Raw genomic sequence first — 17758 nt, 5'->3', positions numbered from 1 at the left:
GTCGCTACGAGGACCGGCAGCTACTGTGAAAAGCGAGAGGCTGTCAGTTCGACAGATTGAAACAATTGATATTCAGATGAGGAGGCGACGAGCCAAGTTCAAGAGCTGGGAATATGCACCGCCATGCGGCGCCGGCCCATTACTTCATACGCCTCGAGACGGCCCGACGACGGACGCTGGCGGCCATCCGCCAGGTATTCCGGCCGCTGGCCTTTGCCTGATAAAGTGCGCGGTCGGCCTCCTGAACGAGTGCCTCCCCGTTCTGGCCGTCCTCCGGCGACGACGAGACGCCGATGCTGATGCCGATATCCACCGCCACGCCCCCGATGAAGAAAGAGGACTTGAAGGCGGCGATGCAACCGCGCGCAACATCACCGATATTTCCATCGGCTGCTTCCATCAGGATGGCGAATTCGTCACCGCCCAACCGCGCCACCATATGTTCTCTTGCCGCGCCGCGCAGCCGCTCTGCGACCATCTTGAGAACCTCATCACCAGCGGCATGCCCGAACGTGTCGTTGACCGGCTTGAACCCATCGAGGTCAAGACAGAAGACAGCGATGCCTTTTCCCCCACTCGTCTTCAGAGCTTCGCTGAGAGCTTTGTAAAAACACATCCGGTTCGGCAATCCGGTCAGCATATCGTGTGCGGCCAGACGGTTGGCTTCGGCCTCGGCGAGAATTCGGTCGCTGACATCGGCGATCGTCAGCAGCAGGCGGCGCTCCAGCCCCTCGTGGAGCAGCCGAACATAGACGAGCACATGGCGCTCCGAACCATCGGCTATTCTCTGCCGCCAAACGGTTCTGGCCTCGCAATCACCTTCAAGTTCGAGAAGTGCGGCCGCAAATCGCTCGGCCTCGCTTTCGACATGCATGTCGCATGCCCTTGATGAGAATAATGTCACGGCATCAAAACCGTAGAAGTCCAATGCTGCCCGGTTAGCCTGGAGAATATCGAGGCTGGTGCCGTCGCACAGGAGCATCGGCATCGGATTGGCGTCGAAAAGCTGGCTCAGCCATTCCTCGCGCTGCTTCAGCTCGCTGATGTCTATCCGCATCCCAATGGCGCCACCATCCGGGGTACGCCGGTCATCATGCCGAAGCCATCGTCCGTCGCGCAGCTGCTGCTCTTCCTGAGAAACCGGCTGGCGAAACTTTCGCATGCGCTGCCGCAGCCAGATATCCTTGTCTCCGACGACTTCCGGCATACGGCCGCTTGCAAGGCTGATCTTCAATATGTCTTCGAAAGCAGTCCCCGGTTTGAGATGACCGGCAATATCCGGATAGAGCTCCGCATATTTCTCGTTCCATAGGACATAGCGGTCGTTCGCATCGAAGACGCACACGGCTTCCGGCAGCATCTCTATGACATATCGCAGGCGCAAATTGGCGTCTCGTGCCGCGACGGCCGCCTGGCGCTCCTGGTTCTCCGGCTCGATGAGAATTGCGGTCAGCACATCGGATGCGGAGCGCCATGTCGTCACCCTGACCTGACAGTTTCGCCGATCGCCATCGCCAGCCACGACAAGCGCGTGGGATACTGTAGCTTGTAACGGCCAGTCCGGCAGCAAAGCCGAGATAGCGAGATCGGGAGGTACTTCGTCAAATGCAAAGAGATCACGGGCCCCCTCATTCGCAAAGACAACAACACCAGCGGCGTCAACTACAAGCGCCGCCATCGGATATGCTTGGAGAAATGCGACGATTTCCGCGCTCAGCATCTTATCCCGGTATGTGCCTTTCGAATTTGAACCTGTCTTCAACCATAACACCCGATGGTAAAGGAATGTCCTCGGCCGCGACAGTATGCACGAATCACCCTTCCGGCCCGATGGGATCAGCTCGCTCCCCTCTCCTGCAGTCGTTCGAGTTCGTGCTCCTGCATCTCTATCGCTTGCGTCAGAAACCGCAGGACGACCTGCTTTTCCGCTTCTGAAAACTGCCCAAGCATCCGCATGCCAGCCTCATGGATAGGGCCGTAAATTTCCCTGCCGAGCTTTACGGCCTTCTCCGAGGGGGCGACCAGGATCTTGCGCCGATCTTTCGGATCGGCGACGCGATGAACAAGATCGCGCGCCGTGAGGCGATCGATCAACGCTGTCACCGATGGAGGTGCAAGTCCGATGGCCTTGGCGACGGCGTTCGCCGGTTGCGGCGCTCTCATGATGACACTCAGGCATTGGCGCTCGGCGCTATTCAACCCGTAAAGCTTGCCGAAGGTTTCATCGAAGGCTTCCACCGCTTCCTGCCATCGCATGCAGGCGAACCCGATCTCCTCGGCAAGGCGCTGCGGCTCCTCATTTGACTTTTGTTCGATCATCGAATAATTCATCTATCTAACGATTAGAAGGAAGAAACAATGTGCCCTATGACGGACGGTGCTGCAACTCCCGATGCCAATAACCACGAATTGACGATCGGCATTTGCGGTGCCGGCATAGGCGGGCTGGTGCTCGCTTTGCGGCTGGCAAAGCTGGGTTTTCGCCCGAACCTGTTCGAGGCACGCTCGCGGGAAGCCGCTCTCTCCGAAGGCGAATTCCTGACGCTCGCGCCCAATGGAATGAACGGGCTTCGGGCCGTGGATTGCTGTGATGAAGTCCTGCGCGCGGGGCTGGAGACCAAAGCCATCGAGCTTTGCAATGCGCGCGGCCGCAGGCTGGCTCTCGTGGACCAGAGCGACCATCGGTCGACATTCGGCGCCCCGTCCGTCACGGTCAAGCGGGGAACACTGGCCCGGATACTGATCGAGCAATGCGAAGCGCGAGGGATCGCCGTGCAATTCGACCGACGCATTTCCGGCGTCGAGAGCCGTATCCATTCCGTTTCGCTAAACTTTGCGGATGCGGCCAGCCTTTCGGTGGGCCTTCTCGTCGCCGCCGATGGTCTGCGCTCGCAGGTCCGTTCGCAGGTGTTCCCGGACTTCCCGGCCCCGCACTTTACCGGCCTGATCGGCGCCGGCGGCATCGTCGCCGCCGATATACCGGCAACGGATGGCCTGATGCGCATGACATTCGGTGAGAAAGCCTTCTTCGGTTACATCAAGACGGCATCGTATCCGGTTTACTGGTTCAACTCCTTCGCCGCGGACAACCCCGATATGGTGCGCGGAATGGATCCTCATGACCTGGCAGACCGCATCCGTGAGATGCATGCCGACGATCCGTTTCCCAATGCGGCGATCCTGCAAGAGGTTGAGAGGGTCGAGCGCAGCTACCCGATCTTTGACATGCCGCCGCTTCCCACCTGGTCGAAAGGGCGCGTGGTTCTGCTCGGGGATGCTGCCCATGCCATTGGCCCGCACGCCGGACAGGGAGCCTCGATGGCGATAGAAGATGCACTCATCCTATCGTCATGCCTGGCCGAAACGATCGACCACAACGACGCCTTCGCCCGCTATGAAGCATTGCGGCGCCCGAGGATCGAGCGCGTCGTAAAGCTCACAAGGCAGAACGCCTCGAGGAAGCGCAAATCCACCCGGTTAAGGCTGTTGCTGCGGGACCTGCTTCTGCCCCTGTTGCTGCCACTCGGCATAAGGATGGGCCGCAAACTGTTTGCCTATCGCGCCGATCTCGAAGCTGTGGGTCCAGGCGGCATCGATAGTATGGGTCAAAAGAACCGGCGGGACGCCGCATAGGCGTACCGAAGGCATTTCGTCATCTGGTGCTTTTGTTGGCCGTTGCACCAGTCACCTTCCGAGGCCAAGCCAGTCTGCTCCAGTTCGCGATGTAAATCACAAAGACGACGAACATGCCCGAACCGATCACATCGAGCCGGTGATGGCCGAAGAGGAAAAGGCCAAGCACAGCCAATCCGATCGAAGATAGCATTAGAAAAACGGACGGGAGCGGACTGGTGATGCGCGTTCCCGCTTCACCCTCGGCTTCGACACCGCCGCCGGTCATATGGCCGCTTGAGCCTGGCGATCCGTTATTAAGCCGGATAGAAACCCTGCCTCTCCTGACACCGACATTGCCTTTAGTCTGCCTCCCCGAGGTCAACAGCACGAGCATCATGGCGACGACCATGCTGCCGAAACCCCATGCAAAAACCACACAAGCCGCCATTGCGGTTGCCGTTGCGTTTGTTCTGTAAAGGTGGATTCCCAACGCCGCCATTCCGATGGTGACGGCAACGAAAACCGATCCGACGACCAGGAACGTGACTCTGCCAGACAATTGTGTTTCGCCCTTCACCCCACTCCTCCGCCGATCTGCAAATTGCCTTGATCAGCAAAACTAGGTCCCTCCTCGCAATCTTCAAATGCGGCGCGGATCAAATCTCTCGCATTGCGATATGCGCTGCGAGGCCTTTACGACGACGAGGTGCGGCATAATTAGCAGGGATGATTGCGGACGGAGGACCCCATGACTATTTCGAAATTCGCCATGGCGATGCTGGCAGCTAACCTATTTGCAATGCCGGTTTCGGCTGCGGGCATTGATTGCAAAAAGCCTTCCACGGAAAGCGACCATGTGATTTGCGGGGATCAATCCCTGCGGATACGGGATGCGATGACCAGCGATCTCTACACCGCCGCCCGCAAAAGTGGTGATACCAACACCATCGAAGGACGGCAGCAACGCTGGCTCAAATCCGTGCAATCATGCGGGGATGCGGCATGCGTCCGGCAAGCCTATGACAATCAGATCGGATATCTTCAGGCGACAAAGGGCGGACAAAGCGTCTCCACCAATTTTCTAGCCGAAGGCGGCAAGGGCGACGAGGGTAATCTATCCATATTCGGCCCGGTCGGCGGCCTCACGGCAATCCTGTTGACCGCGACCCATGTCGGCCCCGGCGGCGCCGATGCAGGCGATGTCGATGCCGGCAGTATCAATGGCGTCATTCCGCTAAAAGGCGGCCGTGGCAAGCTTTCCGTCGACAATTGCTCCATCGGCTTCGAACGGCTCAATGCCCAAACATGGCAGGTTACGCAAGCAGGCGTGTGCAATTTCGCCGATGGCGTGACCATGCAGGGCACCTATCGAAAACAGTAACGAAACCGGCTCCAATCGAGGGCGGAAATTGGCTTGACGATGTGGGTACAAAACGCAGCGACACGGCACTTCGTATCGCTGCGTCCCGATCTTAACACTCAACTATCTCACTTGCGCTCAGCGGCACTCAGGATAATTGCGTGAAAGCTTGATGTCAGCGATCAACCGCCGACGGCGTCGGCGTTGCACTTCTTGACAAAGCTCGTCTTGGCAGCTCCGGCAAGTTTCTTGGCAGCGGCCTGCGCATCGCAAGAAGTAGCCGCATCCTTGGCGCACTTGTTGGTAAAGCTGGTCAAGGCAGCTCCCGCCAGCTTCTTGTCTGCGGCCTGCGCCTTGCAGGTGGCGTCCGCTGCCATGGCTCCAGTGGCAAGGCAGGTAGAAAAAATCGCAAGTCCGAGCAGTCTGATCATCGAAATCCTCCAGGGGCTATCCTCTGCAAAAGCCGAGGTAACCGGAGTCTAACCTAACATTTGTCATAGTAAAGGCTTGCCCGTTCGCCTAAGCAGCGGAAAAAGGGCGCAGAAAACGCCAAGCTTTGGCCTATTGATCGCTAACGTCTTGAACCGTTGGACAAAAGGATGGAAACTACCCAAATACCGGGCGAACAACGGTAATTTGCGCCCCGCCTTCTCCGTCACGCAGCAGCAGCCGTGACAAGCAACAACGCTAACGAACGCTGATCCAGAAACTTCCAATCATCTCATGAAGACAATTTCAGGCACGAATCTCGAACAGGCCAAATCGCATAACAGGCGTGTCGTGATCGAGGCCATCCGCACCAACGGGCCGATGTCGCGGGCAGCAATAGCCCGCATAACAGCGCTGACGACCCAGACCGTATCGAATATCGTCGAGGAGCTCGCGCGTTCGCATCTGCTGATCCCGATGGAAGCGCAGAAGATCGCCCGCGGCCAGCCGATCATTCCCTATACCATCAATCCAAACGGGGCCTACTCCATCGGCCTGGAGCTCGGCCGACAGAGGGCGATCGGGGTACTGACAGATCTGTCCGGCACGGTTTGCGCCCGCATCGAACGCCATGTCGACAGACCCGGGCCGACTGAAGCGATCCCCGTCCTTGCCGCCATCGTCCGGGATTTGCAGGACGCCTTCTCCTTCGATCGCAACCGCTTGCTTGGCGCCGGCATTGCGTTGCCGGGGCGCTATGCGGATGGCGGCGTCACCTCGCTCAGCCCGCTCAATCTGCCCGGCTGGCAGGACTTCCCCGTCGCCAGCGAATTGGAGCGACGTATCGGCGTGCCTGTGCTCGTCGAAAATGATGCAACGGCTGCGGCGATCGGCGAGCGGCTATACGGCGTCGCACGCGGTCTCGGAAGCTTCGTCTATCTCTTTCTCGCGGGCGATGGCGGCATCGGCGCCGGCATGTTCCTGGACGGCCATCTCTACAAGGGCAGCCGCGCCAATGCCGGCGAAATCGGCCATATCATCGTCGAACCACATGGCCGGCTGTGCACCTGCGGCAAGCGCGGCTGTCTCGACCGCTATGTGTCGCCATCCGTCGCCTACGAATATCTTGGAATCGAGAACGCCCAGGAGCTTTCGCCCGACGATCTCGATGCAATGATCGCAGCCAATCACCAGGGACTTGAGACCTGGGTTGAGCAGGCCGCCCAGCCGCTGCGCCAGACGATCGATTTTCTCGAGCTTGCCTTCGATCCGCAGACGATCGTGCTTGGCGGCAGCGCACCAACGGCCTTGATGACACGGCTCGCAGCTCGCGTAGAGCCATTGCATATTCCGGTGAACCCGTCGGAAGAGCGCACGATCCCGCGGCTGATGATCGGCGCTTCCGGCAAGGACACGGCCATTCTCGGCGCCGCCGCACTACCGATCTTTTCGGAAACGAACCCGCAATTCGATGTCCTGCAAAAGCCGATCCTCCATCGCGCTGCCCAGCAGCTGTAACGACAGGAGATGCCATCAAACGCAATCGGGCGCGGCACCTAAACCGCGCCGAGGGCCATACATCAAGCTGTCAGAATTGATGCAGGCCGTATAGCAGCGGCATCGTGCCGACAAGCGCCTTGAACCGCTCCCAGGACTTTGCCGATGGCTTCGTCCAGCCCGTTTCGGCAAGTGCCGATAGCCGCGGGAACACCAGTCGGTCGAAGATGGCCCGGTCCGTCATCGATTCCGACCAGATGCAGGCCTGGATGCCGCGAAGCTTTTCCTTCTGGACGTCCGTCCAGCCGCCGATCGGATCGAAGTTATACAGTTTCTCCGGATCCGAGTGGCCCGCCCAGCTCGCACCGGGCTCGTCCCAATCCGGGCGCATCGCCATATCGAGATAATAGACCTGCCCCGGGCAAACCACCATCTCATAGCCGCGACCGGCAAGCTCGGCCGCCACCTCGACATTGCGCCAGCTGCAGAGATAGCTCTTGTCCTTGTCGATCCTGTCGCCATGAGCCGCCTCTTCCCAACCACCCGTTATGCAGCCCTTTGAGGCGAGAAACGCCTGGATGCGCTCCAGGAATTCCGCCTGCAGGTAGGCCGCGCCGGAGCCGTGAATATCGTCGGCACCATGCGTGTTGGTGATGACGTTCAACCGCTTGGCATGTGCTTCCGCAACCTCGTCGCCGGCGAGTTCGCGCAGCCGAGCCAGCGCTTCCGGCGAACCGGACCATGCGCCGAGCGGAACTTCATCGGCACCGATGTGGATCGTCTTGAACGGGAAGAGCTCGATCAATTCGGAGAGGATCGTCTCGATGACCTCATAGGTCTTTTCGCGCGCCGGGTTGATGCAGTTATCAGGGAAACCCTGAACCGAGTAATAGCTGCCGGCTTCATTCGGATCGCGAAGCTCGGGAATTGCCTGCAGCATGGCGTAGCAATGGCCTGGGATATCGATCTCGGGCAGCACCTCAATGCCGAAACCCTTGGCATAGCTGACAATGTCGCGCACGGCTGCCTTGGTATAGTAGCCGCCAGTGCGAGCCGGGCTGGAGCCCAGAAGCGGCGGCATCGGCAGACCATGGCCGCGCCATGCGCCGATCTCCGTCAGCGCCGGATAGGCGTCGATTTCGACACGCCAGGATTCATCATCCGACAGATGCCAATGGAAGCGGTTGAGCTTGTTCCAGGCAAGCACCGCCATCAGCTTCTTGATCTCGGCAGTGCCATAAAACTGGCGTGCGACATCCAGATGCAGGCCACGCCATCCCATGGCGGGCTCGTCGACGATCTCGCCACCCGCCGGGAAATGGAATGCCTGCGGGTGCAGACGCGCGCCGCGCCAGATCTGCCCAATGGTCACGAGGCCATAGACGAAACCGGTCTGTGCGCTCGCTTCGACCGTGATGGCTTCAGACGAGAATACCAGCCTGTAGGCCTCTGCACCGAGACCGGCTACCTGGCGCAACTCGACGGACACAGCCCCTTCCGCCTCGGAACGGATGAGACCTTCGGCCGAGAAAAGATGCTCGACAAGCGCGGTGAAACTTGCGGCAGCAGCCTGCGCTTCCGGCGTGGTGGCCTTCAGGGCAAAGCCTGCCGGCAGCGGGCGGCGGGCAGAAACGGCAACGCGGTTCGGCCAGGGAATGATCGACAGCGGCACCGGCGGATTGGCCGGTACAGGGTAGATTTCCGCGCCGCGCTTCAACGGCGCATTGCTTGACGATGTGCGTGTCGGCTCCGTGCCGAGTGAAACCGTCCCGCCATCGGCCAATGCGAGATAGGCGCTATTGGCACCGTCATTCCAGTGGCGAAACTGCCAGCTCAGCGCACGAACGGTGATCGTCCAGGTTTCGCCGCCAGCCAACACGAAACCTTCCGGTGGCTGGAATTCGGTGAAGTTGGACAGCCGCTTGGTCACCGTCGCGCCATCGACAACGCCAGCGGGGTCGACACGGCCGGGACCGCTGACGCAGAGCGAGAAGCCCGAAAGCGCATCAGACGAAAGGTTTTTCAGCCGCAGCACATAGGAAAAATCCTTGCCGTCGGCGGGGGGATTCCAGGTTGTTTCAAGCCGCAAAGCTAGAGATCGCGGTGTCGACATGGGTATTCTCTCTTTATCTAATGGGTCGTTCAGAGCTTGAGCAGGCCGGCATAAATGCCGGGCTCGGAATTGGGGATCTGGATCGCGCCAACCGTCTTCTCGTAGAATTCCGAAGGGCCGACATCGCCGATGACGGTATAGGCATAACCCATCGCCTTGTGGTCGTTGAGGCATGCAAACAGCAGCGCACGGCCGATGCCGAGGCCACGGACGCTCTCATCGACACCGGTCGGGCCGAAGAAGCCACGCGCCGTCGCCTCGTGGCAGGCAAAGCCGACCAGCTCCTGATTGCGCGTGGCGATGAAGCAGGTCGGCGGCTGGCGCGTCATCGCCACCGTCGTCTCGCTTGCCCATCCCTCGCTGAAATGCTTGCTGACCCAACCGACGATAAGCCGCAGTTCCGGCGGCAATGCCCTTCTGATGGTGACACCTGCCTTCGCCATCCGCTCGGGCGACTGTGTATCCACTGGCAAGGTCGATAGATTGACCAGATAATCCACGATGAAATCCCTCTAGTTCGATGCGACGAGCGCACGCATGAAATGATTGTCGCCGAGCTGTTCCACCACGGTCGAAATCGGCCGGCTGAGCGAGCGGATCTTCTCCGCCTGCTCGAGAAAGCGGGCGCTGCCGCCTGTGACGAACCTGCGGCCGCCATCCGGAATGGCGGAGAGCAGGAGCTGGGTATACGGATGCTTCGGGGCGGCGAGCACAGCGTTGGTATCGCCCCACTCGACCATCTGGCCGGCGAACATCACAACGATCTCCTCGGCAACATGGGCAGCCGTGGCGATATCGTGGGTGATGTAGAGCATGGCGAGGTCGTTCTCCCGCTTCACCCGCGCTAGCAGATCCAGGATGTCCTTGCGGATCGAAACATCAAGCATCGACGTCGGCTCGTCGGCCACCAGAACGCTGGGTGAAACCGCCAATGCACGGGCGATATTGACGCGCTGGCGCTGGCCACCTGACAGTTCATGCGGAAATTTCTGACGTGTCAGGGCAGGATCGAGACCAACGCTCTCAAGCAGCTTGGATATCTGATCATCGCGCTCGGCCTTCGACTTGTCTTCGCCATGGAGCTGCAGCGGACGAGCGATATGATGATTGACCGTAAAGGCCGGGTTCAGCGAGGAGAACGGATCCTGGAATACCATCTGGACGTCCTTGCGGTACATCCGCTCTTCCTTGCCTGTGGCACGCGCGGTGCGATCCTGCCCACGAAAGAAAAGCTTACCGGCGCTCGACCTGTCGAGCCGCGCGATAATGCGGGCGCATGTGGTCTTGCCGCAGCCGGATTCCCCGACCAGCGCCAGCGCTCGCCCGGCAAACAGGGAGAAGGAGACGCTCTTCAGCGCATGGACCGAACCGAAATGGCGCTGAACATCCTCAAGCCGGATGACGGGTTCGGCAGCGACTGCCTGTATCTGCGGTTTCATGCCAAAGCTCCGGAAAAGTGGGCGCTGGCTGGAAGCTGGGGAATGGCGTTCCAGAGCTTGCGCGTATAGTCGTGAACGGGCGATTGGCTGACCTGTGCCACATCGCCGACTTCGACGAGTTCGCCCTTCAGCATGACACCGATGCGCCCGCAAAGCTGCGCCATCAGATGCAGGTCATGGGTGATGAACAGCACCGAGAAACCATAGGTCTGCTGGAGGTCGAGGACCTGCTCCAGGATCTCGCGCTGGACGACGACATCGAGCGCAGTCGTCGGCTCGTCCATGATGATGAGTTCGGGTCTGAGCGCCAGGCAAATGGCGATGACGATGCGCTGGCGCATGCCGCCGGAAAACTGGTGCGGATAGTCGCTGACGCGGTGCGTGGGAATGCCGACCAGCTTGAACATTTCCTCGGCACGGGCGCGGGATTCCTGCTTGGAGCAGCCGGTATGGCGATGGAGGACATCATGAAACTGCGCTTCCACCCGCATCAGCGGATTGAGCGAGTTCATCGCGCTCTGGAACACCATGCCGATCCGCTTCCAGCGGATCTTCTGCAGCTCGTTTTCCGGCATGCGCAGCAGATCCTGCCCATCCAGACGGATGCTTCCACCGCTGATCCATGCCGGTGCCTTGGAGAGCCGGGTTATGGCATAGGCAATCGTGCTCTTGCCGCAACCGGACTCACCGGCGAGACCGAAAATCTCGCCACGGCCGATGTTGAATGAAACATTCTTCACCGCCCGGAAGTCGCCCTTGTCGACCAGATAGTCGATGTTCAGGTTTTCAATCTCAAGCAGATTGTCGCTCATTGGCCAGCCCTCATCATACGGTTGCGGGCGCGGGTCAGGCGGAACCATCGGGTCAGTGCCGGGCCTGAGCGCAATTGCGGATTGGCGATTTCGTCGAAGGTGAAGTTGATCAGCGCAAGGCCGAGGCCCGTAAGGGCAATACCGGCGGCCGGGACTGCAATATCCCACCAGGCGCCGACCATGATGGCCGAAGCATTCTGCGCATTATAGAGCATAGTGCCCCAAGTGACCCTCAGCGGATCGCCGAAGCCGAGATATTCGAGCGTAGTCTGGGCAACGATGGCATAGATGATGCTGCCGACAAGATTGATGCCGATCAATGGCGTCAGATTGGGAAGAATTTCAACGAAGATGATGCGCCAGGCCGGCTCGCCGATCATCTTGGCGGCGGTGACGAAATCGCGATTGCGCAGCGCCATCGTCTGAGATCGGGTCATGCGCGCGCCCCAGGGCCATGACGTCAGGGCGATGATCGTCATGATCGTCATCGGCCCGACCGTCCCCGAGAAGGAGGCAAGCAGAATGAGAAGCGGCATGTTCGGTATGACGAGCACGGCGTTGGTCGCAAGATCAAGCACCGCATCTGTCTTGCCGCCGGCGTAACCCGCGATGAGACCGATGGCAGTTCCAATGACCGTGATGGCGATGCCGGTCGCGAAGCCTACGGAGAGCGAGCTTCTGGCACCCCAGACGAACTGACGATAGACGTCGCGGCCCATCTTCGTGGTGCCGAAGACATGCTCGACCGATGGCGCCTGGTGGGAGCGACCGACGCGTGCACCGGGCTCGCCCGGAGCAATGATCGGTGCAAAGATTGCCATCAGGCACAATGCGGCAACAATGATGAAGCCGACGAGGGCCTTTTTCTGGCTAAAAATTGATTTCAACGCGAAGCCCATTATCTGCCCTCCCGCAATCTCGGATCGACCAGGCCGTAGATGATGTCGACCATGAAATTCGCTATGAGGGTTGCCATGGTCATCAGAAGCAATTGCCCCTGAATGACGGGGTAGTCGCGGGCAACACTGGCGGTGAACAGCGTCAGGCCAAGGCCCGGATAATTGAAGACGATCTCCGTGACGATCGAGCCGCCGAAGACAGCGCCGAGCATCAGCGCCAGATTGGTCAATACGGGCAGCAAGGCATTGCGGGCGCCATAGCTGAACATGACGGCGAGGTTGCTAAGCCCCTTCGCCCGCCCCATGGTGACGTAATCCTCACCCAGCACGACGATCATCGAGGAGCGCATCGTCGTCTGGAACTCGCCGATGAGAAATGGCGAGAGCGTCAGGACCGGCAGGATGGCGTGCATGAACACGCTGCTGACGAAGGTGAAGTTGAAGCCCGGATCGAGATTGGGATCATAGGCATAACCCACGGGGAACCAGCGCAGCGATACCGCAAAGATGAAGAGGATCGTCAGGGCGATGATGACGGGCGGGATCGAGAACATGATGACGGCGAGAGGCGATACGACCGTGTCGAACCGCCCGCCGCGACGCCAGGCGGAGATCGCGCCGAGCACGACGCCGACGCACAGCGAAAAGATGATCGCCGTCACCACCAGGAAGATCGTCCAGAGCGTGGCGCGGCTTAACACCTGCACCACGGTCTGGGGATAGTATTTGACCGAAACGCCAAGATCGAGCGTTGCGAGGCCTTTGAGATAATCGACGAACTGCATCATGATCGGTTGATCGATCTCGCCGAAGCGCGCCTTGATCGCCTCTACGGCGGCAGGCGTCGCCCGCGGCCCAAGCTGGGCCACCATGGCGTCGACGGGACTCCCCGGCATAAGCCGGGGAAGAATGAAGTTCACGACGATCGCGAAGGCCAAAGCCACCGCATAGACGCCTAGGCGCCGGCTTGAAATACGCATATCTGCTTCCCTTGCTTAGGTCTTATTGGACCGGCTTCAGACGCAAGAGATGCATGAGGCGCATGCGATTATTGTCGTGGTTTTCCGGGTTCATCACCGGATCCTTGTCAGTGACCCAACCGGTGAACCGCTTGCTGGAATACTGGTACCAGGTCGGACCGTTGAAGACCGGCACGACCGGGAAATCATCGGCGATCAGAACCTGAATATCGTTGAAGATCTTCTTGTGATCCGCATCGGAAGACGACTTGCGGTACTGATCGAACAGCGCGTCGAGCTTCGGGTTGGAGTAGCGTGGCGCGGAGACGGTGAGCTTGCCGGCATAGTCCGTCGACAGGCTCTGATAATAGCCCTGGAACGGGGTGGCGCTGTCGGCGCGGGAGTTCATGACGACATCGAAGCTGCCATCGAGAAGCTGCTTGCGCCACTGTTCGTATTCAGGCGTTGCAACAGAGGCGTTGATGCCCGCAGCGCGCAGCCCTTCGACGGCGATCTGTACGGCATCAATCCAGTCGGTCCAGCCGTTCGGCACGATGACCGGGAAAGCGATCGGCTTGCCGCTTGGCGTGGTGCGGAAGCCGTCGGCGCCCTTCTTGTAGCCGGCGTCGTCGAGGATCTTGTTTGCCTTGTCGGTGTCGAAGCCCATGAAGGCATCCTTGTCACCTTCAGCGGCCTTGTTGCGCCAGCTGTCGAAACGCGGCGGCAGGCCGCTGGCATGCAGGTTGACGACCGGATAACCGAAGCCGGCAATATCGACCATCGACTGGCGGTCCATCGCCAGGCTGAAGGCGTGACGGAAATTCAGATCCTTGAAGGCCTCGAGATTGCCGGCGTTCGTGGACTTGAAGTTCATCTGGAAGGCGACGGTTTCAGCCGGCGGCTGCCAGTAGCCATTGTGCTGCGGATCAAGCGCAACAAAGGTCTTGTCGATCTGCGGCAGGAAAGAGCCGATCCAGTCGACATTGCCTTCCGGCAGCAAAGCCAGCATCTGGTCGTTGCCCGAAATCTGCGGCAGGCGCAGGCAATCGACATGCAGCGATGCGGCATCCCAGTAGTTCGGATTGCGGCACTGCTCGTAGACCTGCGGCGTGAAGCGGCGAACTTCGGTCATCGGACCGGAACCGACGGGCTTTTCATTCTTGAAGGCCACCGGATCGGCAACGTCCTTCCAGATATGCTCCGGCACGACGGCGAGATCGGCGAGCGATTCAGGGAATTCCGAATTCACCGCCTTGAGGTTGATCTTGATCTGCGTCGGCGACGGCGCTTCGACGGAAGCAACGGTCTGGCCGACACCAACGGTGTCGACCGCCGGGTTCTTCAGCATCAGGTCGATGGTGTATTTCACGTCGGCCGACGTCAGCGGCTGTCCGTCGGACCATTTCACGCCGGGGCGCAGGTCATAGGTGATCGACATCAGATCGTCAGAGAACTTATAGCTGGTGGCTAGGCGCCAGACCGGCTTGCCGCCGTCATTGGCGTTGAAGATGACCAGCGGCTCGTAGATGAAATCCATCGTGCTCTGGCGGCGACCGGCCAGATCGAAAGGATTGAAGTTGCTGACCCAGCTGGTCTGCTCCTCGATGTGCATCGTGAGCACGGATTCGGCAGCCGAGGCGACACCGGCACCGAATGCCAGCGAGACGCCGAGTGCTGCCGTTGCCAGCCATGGAGCCCGGTACACGAAATTACGCAATCTGCTTTTTTTCATTCCCATTTGCAGTTCCCTCTCGTTGATTTCGAGTAGTCAATCAAATTGATTTAATCGTGAGTTTGCGCGCTCGTCAATCCGCTGATTTGAAATCAACAGGCAAAGCGACAAGCATCGGGACGCATCGGCGGCCGACCGAACAACGATTTGTAGCAATAAGGAATTCGGGAAAAACTGCGCGTTGCCCTGCCCTACCAATCTGGACCCGCAGGCCAATATCAAGGCGCACATTTGCGACCGGAGTAACGAGCGACCGGCTTTGGCAAAAAGACTAGGGAGATCGCATGCGCTTGAAAAGCCAGAGCTAAATCGGCGGCGCAGCTATTTAAGGGACCAACGTTCAAGGGCACGTGTTTCGGTGGCGCAGTTGCTGCGCCTCCGAAATCGGCTAATTGCAGAACCGCACCGTCGCAGCGGTTTTCACACCAGACAACGGAGCTTCTGATAATCAGGGATTGTCAGCTCAATCGAGCGGCTTGTAGGCGATGACATCCATCTCGATCTTCACATCCACCATCATCGGCGACTGGACGGTGGAGCGCGCCGGCGGGTGATCGATGAAATGCTTCTGGAAAACGGCGTTGAAGCTCGAGAAGTCGCGGGCATCGTCGAGCCAGACATTGACCTTCACCACATGCTCAAGGGTGCAATCGGCAAGAGCGAGGACATCCTTGATATTGGCGATGACCTGCTCGGTCTGCGCAACGATATTGCCGACGATAACCTCGCCGTTAACAGTCGGGACCTGACCCGAGACGTAGACGAAATCGCCGGCGCGCACGGCCTTGGCGAAAGGACGGCGCTGGCCGCCGGCCTGACTGTCGGCAATATCGAAACGGATCAGCTTGTTCTTGCTCATGATATCCTCGGTCTCTCTCTGTTATTCAAAGTCGCAGCCGGCACCCTCGAACGCACAGGACCAGGCACGCGACTCCCCTTCGCTCTTCAATATCCGCCATGACGCAGCCACGCCAGATCGTTTTTCGGCGGAGCACAATGCTCGAAATATTGTTCGGCGATCATATCATCGTGTCCATTTACTGGGGCGGCTTGCATTGCATTGCCGCGCCCGCACCTGTTAAGACTGGACGAATTCGTCATATGATTATTGAGGTTCAGGAGGAGTCGTCATGACAGAACTCGCGCAGTCGCTCGCGTCCATTCGTATTCCCGATCTTGCAGGCAAGCGTGTGCTGATTACCGGCGCGTCTACAGGTATCGGTGCAGCCCTTGCGTTCGCCTTCGCCAAGCAGGGTATGAAGATCGCTCTTCACTTCAATGCCAGCCGCGAGCCAGCCGAGCAGCTGGCTGCCGAAATCAAGGCGAGCGGCGGTACTGTTCACCTGATCCAAGGCGATGTGTCACAGGATGGCGAGACCGAAAAAGTCATCGACAAGGCAGCTGAAGCGCTCGGCGGTCTCGATGGTTTGGTGAACAATGCCGGCGGCATGTTGGGACGGCTTCCGACCTCGGACATGACCGACGAGCATTACGATCGCGTGATGAATTTGAACGCCCGCTCGGTGCTGGCCGCGACCCGGGCGGCCCATCCCCACCTCAAGAAGCAGGGCGGCTTCATCATCAACACCACGTCGATTGCTGCCCGCAACGGGGGCGGCAACGGCGCGATCCTCTACGCTGCCGCCAAAGGCTTCGTTTCGACCATCACCCATGGTCACGCCAAGGAATTCGTCAACGACAAGATCCGGGTCAATGCGGTAGCGCCGGGCGTCATCGCGACGCCATTCCATGAACGCTATACCAATGACGAGCAGATGGAATTGCAGCGCAAGTCCATTCCCATGGGCTTCGTCGGCACTCCGGAAGATTGTGTCGGCGCCTATCTGTTTTTGGCATCGCAGACATTGTCCGGCTACATCACCGGGCAAATCATCGAGGTCAATGGCGGTCAGCTCATGCCGTAAGGCATGCAGGACGATCGACTTTTCGCGCCGGGCAATGCTAGTCTACGCCCGGCGCGGCTCTCGCGTCGAAACAAGATGGAGCGCATGCGAATGGCAAGGACGCCCATTGAGAATCGGATCGAAACCTCCGTTCAGTTGACGCATCCAGAGCGGGTCTACTGGCCCGACGATGGCGTGAGCAAGCAGGACCTCGTTGATTATTATGCGCTGGCCTGGCCTCGCATGGCACCCTTCGTCGTTAATCGGCCCCTGGCACTGCTGCGTTGCCCTGATGGCATAAGCGGCCCTCGCTTCTTCCAGAAACATGCCTGGAAGGGAATCAACCCGCATATCATCGAAATTGCCGATCCCGACGACGAGGAGAGCGCCAAGTTCCTGAAGATCGAGGATTTCGACGGGCTTGCGGCGCTCGTCCAGTCCGCGGCGCTCGAAATGCACCCCTGGGGCACGACCACCGATCATTGGGAAAAGCCCGACATGATCATCATGATCTCGATCCCGGTGAGGATGTCAGCTGGGCCAAGGTCATCAAGGCTGCGCTGGAAATAAGGGAGCGCTTTACAGCGCTGGGGCTCGCCTCCTTCGTCAAGACCTCAGGCGGCAAGGGCCTGCATGTCGTCGCATCCCTCAAGCCCAAGGCGGAGTGGCCGCAGATCAAGGACGTCGCCGAAGCGATGGCGCACGCCATGAGTGCCGACAGCCCTGACGCATATCTCTCCGTCGCCAGCAAAGCAAAGCGGACCGGCCATATCTTCATCGACTACCTGCGCAATGGCCGCGGCAACACTGCAGTTGCGCCCTATTCGACGCGCGCAAGACCAGGGGCGACAGTCTCGATGCCGATCGCCTGGGAAGAATTAAACGACAAGATCGGGCCGGCCTCTTTCACGGTCAAGAATGCCGCCGCGCGCCTGGGCAATTCCAACGCTGATCCCTGGTCCGATTTTTTCAAGGCAGCGTCAACTCTGAAAGCTTAAC

Annotated in this window: 16 protein-coding genes and 1 pseudogene; 5 read left to right on the top strand and 12 right to left on the bottom strand. The window is 59.5% G+C overall.

The features are described 5' to 3' along the window. Positions 1 to 139: 139 nt before the first annotated feature. Both BSK43_RS28065 and BSK43_RS28060 read right to left on the bottom strand, forming a co-directional pair. Positions 140 to 1678 (bottom strand): diguanylate cyclase, encoded by a 1539-nt coding sequence (locus BSK43_RS28065; RefSeq protein ID WP_077468279.1) that lies wholly within the window; start codon positions 1676 to 1678, stop codon positions 140 to 142. Between the two features lie 158 nt (positions 1679 to 1836). Next, complete coding sequence (locus BSK43_RS28060; RefSeq protein WP_246662715.1) at positions 1837 to 2319, bottom strand: MarR family transcriptional regulator; 483 nt, start codon at positions 2317 to 2319, stop codon at positions 1837 to 1839. 39 nt (positions 2320 to 2358) lie between these two features. Between BSK43_RS28060 and BSK43_RS28055 the strand changes: the two genes are divergently transcribed. Beyond that, positions 2359 to 3633 carry an FAD-dependent monooxygenase gene (locus tag BSK43_RS28055; RefSeq protein ID WP_077468021.1) on the top strand — a complete coding sequence of 425 codons (1275 nt, stop codon included), beginning with the start codon at positions 2359 to 2361 and terminating at the stop codon, positions 3631 to 3633. A gap of 19 nt (positions 3634 to 3652) precedes the next feature. Here BSK43_RS28055 and BSK43_RS28050 read toward each other — a convergent pair whose 3' ends face one another. After that, the gene (locus BSK43_RS28050; protein ID WP_077468020.1) at positions 3653 to 4192 is read right to left on the bottom strand and encodes a hypothetical protein; all 540 of its coding nucleotides are present in this window, start codon (positions 4190 to 4192) and stop codon (positions 3653 to 3655) included. 171 nt (positions 4193 to 4363) lie between these two features. On the opposite strand from BSK43_RS28050, the gene BSK43_RS28045 reads away from it, so the two are divergent. Next, complete coding sequence (locus BSK43_RS28045) at positions 4364 to 4996, top strand: hypothetical protein (RefSeq protein ID WP_077468019.1); 633 nt, start codon at positions 4364 to 4366, stop codon at positions 4994 to 4996. 161 nt (positions 4997 to 5157) lie between these two features. Here BSK43_RS28045 and BSK43_RS28040 read toward each other — a convergent pair whose 3' ends face one another. Continuing rightward, positions 5158 to 5406, bottom strand: coding sequence for a hypothetical protein (locus BSK43_RS28040; protein ID WP_077468018.1), 249 nt, complete (start codon positions 5404 to 5406; stop codon positions 5158 to 5160). Positions 5407 to 5698: 292 nt separating this feature from the next. Here BSK43_RS28040 and BSK43_RS28035 point away from each other — a divergent pair, with 292 nt between their 5' ends. Beyond that, positions 5699 to 6922: an ROK family transcriptional regulator gene (locus BSK43_RS28035; protein WP_077468017.1), complete on the top strand. Its 1224-nt coding sequence runs from the start codon at positions 5699 to 5701 to the stop codon at positions 6920 to 6922. 70 nt (positions 6923 to 6992) lie between these two features. On the opposite strand, the gene BSK43_RS28030 is transcribed toward BSK43_RS28035, so the two are convergent. From BSK43_RS28030 to BSK43_RS27995, 8 genes are all read right to left on the bottom strand, one after another. Beyond that, positions 6993 to 9014: a beta-N-acetylhexosaminidase gene (locus tag BSK43_RS28030; protein ID WP_077468016.1), complete on the bottom strand. Its 2022-nt coding sequence runs from the start codon at positions 9012 to 9014 to the stop codon at positions 6993 to 6995. A gap of 29 nt (positions 9015 to 9043) precedes the next feature. Continuing rightward, positions 9044 to 9514 carry a GNAT family N-acetyltransferase gene (locus BSK43_RS28025; protein WP_077468015.1) on the bottom strand — a complete coding sequence of 157 codons (471 nt, stop codon included), beginning with the start codon at positions 9512 to 9514 and terminating at the stop codon, positions 9044 to 9046. Positions 9515 to 9526: 12 nt separating this feature from the next. Continuing rightward, positions 9527 to 10453 carry an ABC transporter ATP-binding protein gene (locus tag BSK43_RS28020; RefSeq protein WP_068393155.1) on the bottom strand — a complete coding sequence of 309 codons (927 nt, stop codon included), beginning with the start codon at positions 10451 to 10453 and terminating at the stop codon, positions 9527 to 9529. Next, positions 10450 to 11265: an ABC transporter ATP-binding protein gene (locus BSK43_RS28015; RefSeq protein ID WP_077468014.1), complete on the bottom strand. Its 816-nt coding sequence runs from the start codon at positions 11263 to 11265 to the stop codon at positions 10450 to 10452. Before BSK43_RS28015 ends, BSK43_RS28020 begins: the two co-directional genes overlap by 4 nt. Continuing rightward, the gene (locus BSK43_RS28010; RefSeq protein WP_068393161.1) at positions 11262 to 12164 is read right to left on the bottom strand and encodes an ABC transporter permease; all 903 of its coding nucleotides are present in this window, start codon (positions 12162 to 12164) and stop codon (positions 11262 to 11264) included. Before BSK43_RS28010 ends, BSK43_RS28015 begins: the two co-directional genes overlap by 4 nt. Beyond that, positions 12164 to 13144, bottom strand: a complete 981-nt coding sequence (locus tag BSK43_RS28005) for an ABC transporter permease (protein ID WP_077468013.1) — start codon at positions 13142 to 13144, stop codon at positions 12164 to 12166. The genes BSK43_RS28010 and BSK43_RS28005 overlap by 1 nt, the downstream gene beginning before the upstream one ends. A gap of 22 nt (positions 13145 to 13166) precedes the next feature. Next, positions 13167 to 14861 carry an ABC transporter substrate-binding protein gene (locus tag BSK43_RS28000; RefSeq protein ID WP_136687314.1) on the bottom strand — a complete coding sequence of 565 codons (1695 nt, stop codon included), beginning with the start codon at positions 14859 to 14861 and terminating at the stop codon, positions 13167 to 13169. Between the two features lie 457 nt (positions 14862 to 15318). Further along, positions 15319 to 15714, bottom strand: a complete 396-nt coding sequence (locus BSK43_RS27995; RefSeq protein WP_068393178.1) for a RidA family protein — start codon at positions 15712 to 15714, stop codon at positions 15319 to 15321. A gap of 271 nt (positions 15715 to 15985) precedes the next feature. On the opposite strand from BSK43_RS27995, the gene BSK43_RS27990 reads away from it, so the two are divergent. Beyond that, positions 15986 to 16780 carry an SDR family oxidoreductase gene (locus BSK43_RS27990; RefSeq protein WP_077468012.1) on the top strand — a complete coding sequence of 265 codons (795 nt, stop codon included), beginning with the start codon at positions 15986 to 15988 and terminating at the stop codon, positions 16778 to 16780. 120 nt (positions 16781 to 16900) lie between these two features. Next, a pseudogene (gene ligD, locus BSK43_RS27985) lies at positions 16901 to 17757 on the top strand (non-homologous end-joining DNA ligase); the annotation flags it as partial. Position 17758: the final 1 nt, after the last annotated feature.

Origin of the sequence: Rhizobium sp. P44RR-XXIV, assembly GCF_001999485.2 — a bacterium.
Taxonomy (GTDB): domain Bacteria; phylum Pseudomonadota; class Alphaproteobacteria; order Rhizobiales; family Rhizobiaceae; genus Rhizobium.
This window is presented reverse-complemented; position numbering and strand designations above follow the sequence as displayed.

What these genes read in the sequence shown, in the direction of transcription:
- BSK43_RS28005 (WP_077468013.1), bottom strand. Translation starts at nt 13,144, where the DNA reads ATGCGTATTTCAAGCCGGCGCCTAGGCGTCTATGCGGTGGCTTTGGCC.
- BSK43_RS28000 (WP_136687314.1), bottom strand. Translation starts at nt 14,861, where the DNA reads ATGGGAATGAAAAAAAGCAGATTGCGTAATTTCGTGTACCGGGCTCCA.
- BSK43_RS28020 (WP_068393155.1), bottom strand. Translation starts at nt 10,453, where the DNA reads ATGAAACCGCAGATACAGGCAGTCGCTGCCGAACCCGTCATCCGGCTT.
- BSK43_RS27990 (WP_077468012.1), top strand. Translation starts at nt 15,986, where the DNA reads ATGACAGAACTCGCGCAGTCGCTCGCGTCCATTCGTATTCCCGATCTT.
- BSK43_RS27995 (WP_068393178.1), bottom strand. Translation starts at nt 15,714, where the DNA reads ATGAGCAAGAACAAGCTGATCCGTTTCGATATTGCCGACAGTCAGGCC.
- BSK43_RS28040 (WP_077468018.1), bottom strand. Translation starts at nt 5,406, where the DNA reads ATGATCAGACTGCTCGGACTTGCGATTTTTTCTACCTGCCTTGCCACT.
- BSK43_RS28015 (WP_077468014.1), bottom strand. Translation starts at nt 11,265, where the DNA reads ATGAGCGACAATCTGCTTGAGATTGAAAACCTGAACATCGACTATCTG.
- BSK43_RS28010 (WP_068393161.1), bottom strand. Translation starts at nt 12,164, where the DNA reads ATGGGCTTCGCGTTGAAATCAATTTTTAGCCAGAAAAAGGCCCTCGTC.
- BSK43_RS28055 (WP_077468021.1), top strand. Translation starts at nt 2,359, where the DNA reads ATGTGCCCTATGACGGACGGTGCTGCAACTCCCGATGCCAATAACCAC.
- BSK43_RS28065 (WP_077468279.1), bottom strand. Translation starts at nt 1,678, where the DNA reads ATGGCGGCGCTTGTAGTTGACGCCGCTGGTGTTGTTGTCTTTGCGAAT.
- BSK43_RS28060 (WP_246662715.1), bottom strand. Translation starts at nt 2,319, where the DNA reads ATGATCGAACAAAAGTCAAATGAGGAGCCGCAGCGCCTTGCCGAGGAG.
- BSK43_RS28030 (WP_077468016.1), bottom strand. Translation starts at nt 9,014, where the DNA reads ATGTCGACACCGCGATCTCTAGCTTTGCGGCTTGAAACAACCTGGAAT.
- BSK43_RS28045 (WP_077468019.1), top strand. Translation starts at nt 4,364, where the DNA reads ATGACTATTTCGAAATTCGCCATGGCGATGCTGGCAGCTAACCTATTT.
- BSK43_RS28035 (WP_077468017.1), top strand. Translation starts at nt 5,699, where the DNA reads ATGAAGACAATTTCAGGCACGAATCTCGAACAGGCCAAATCGCATAAC.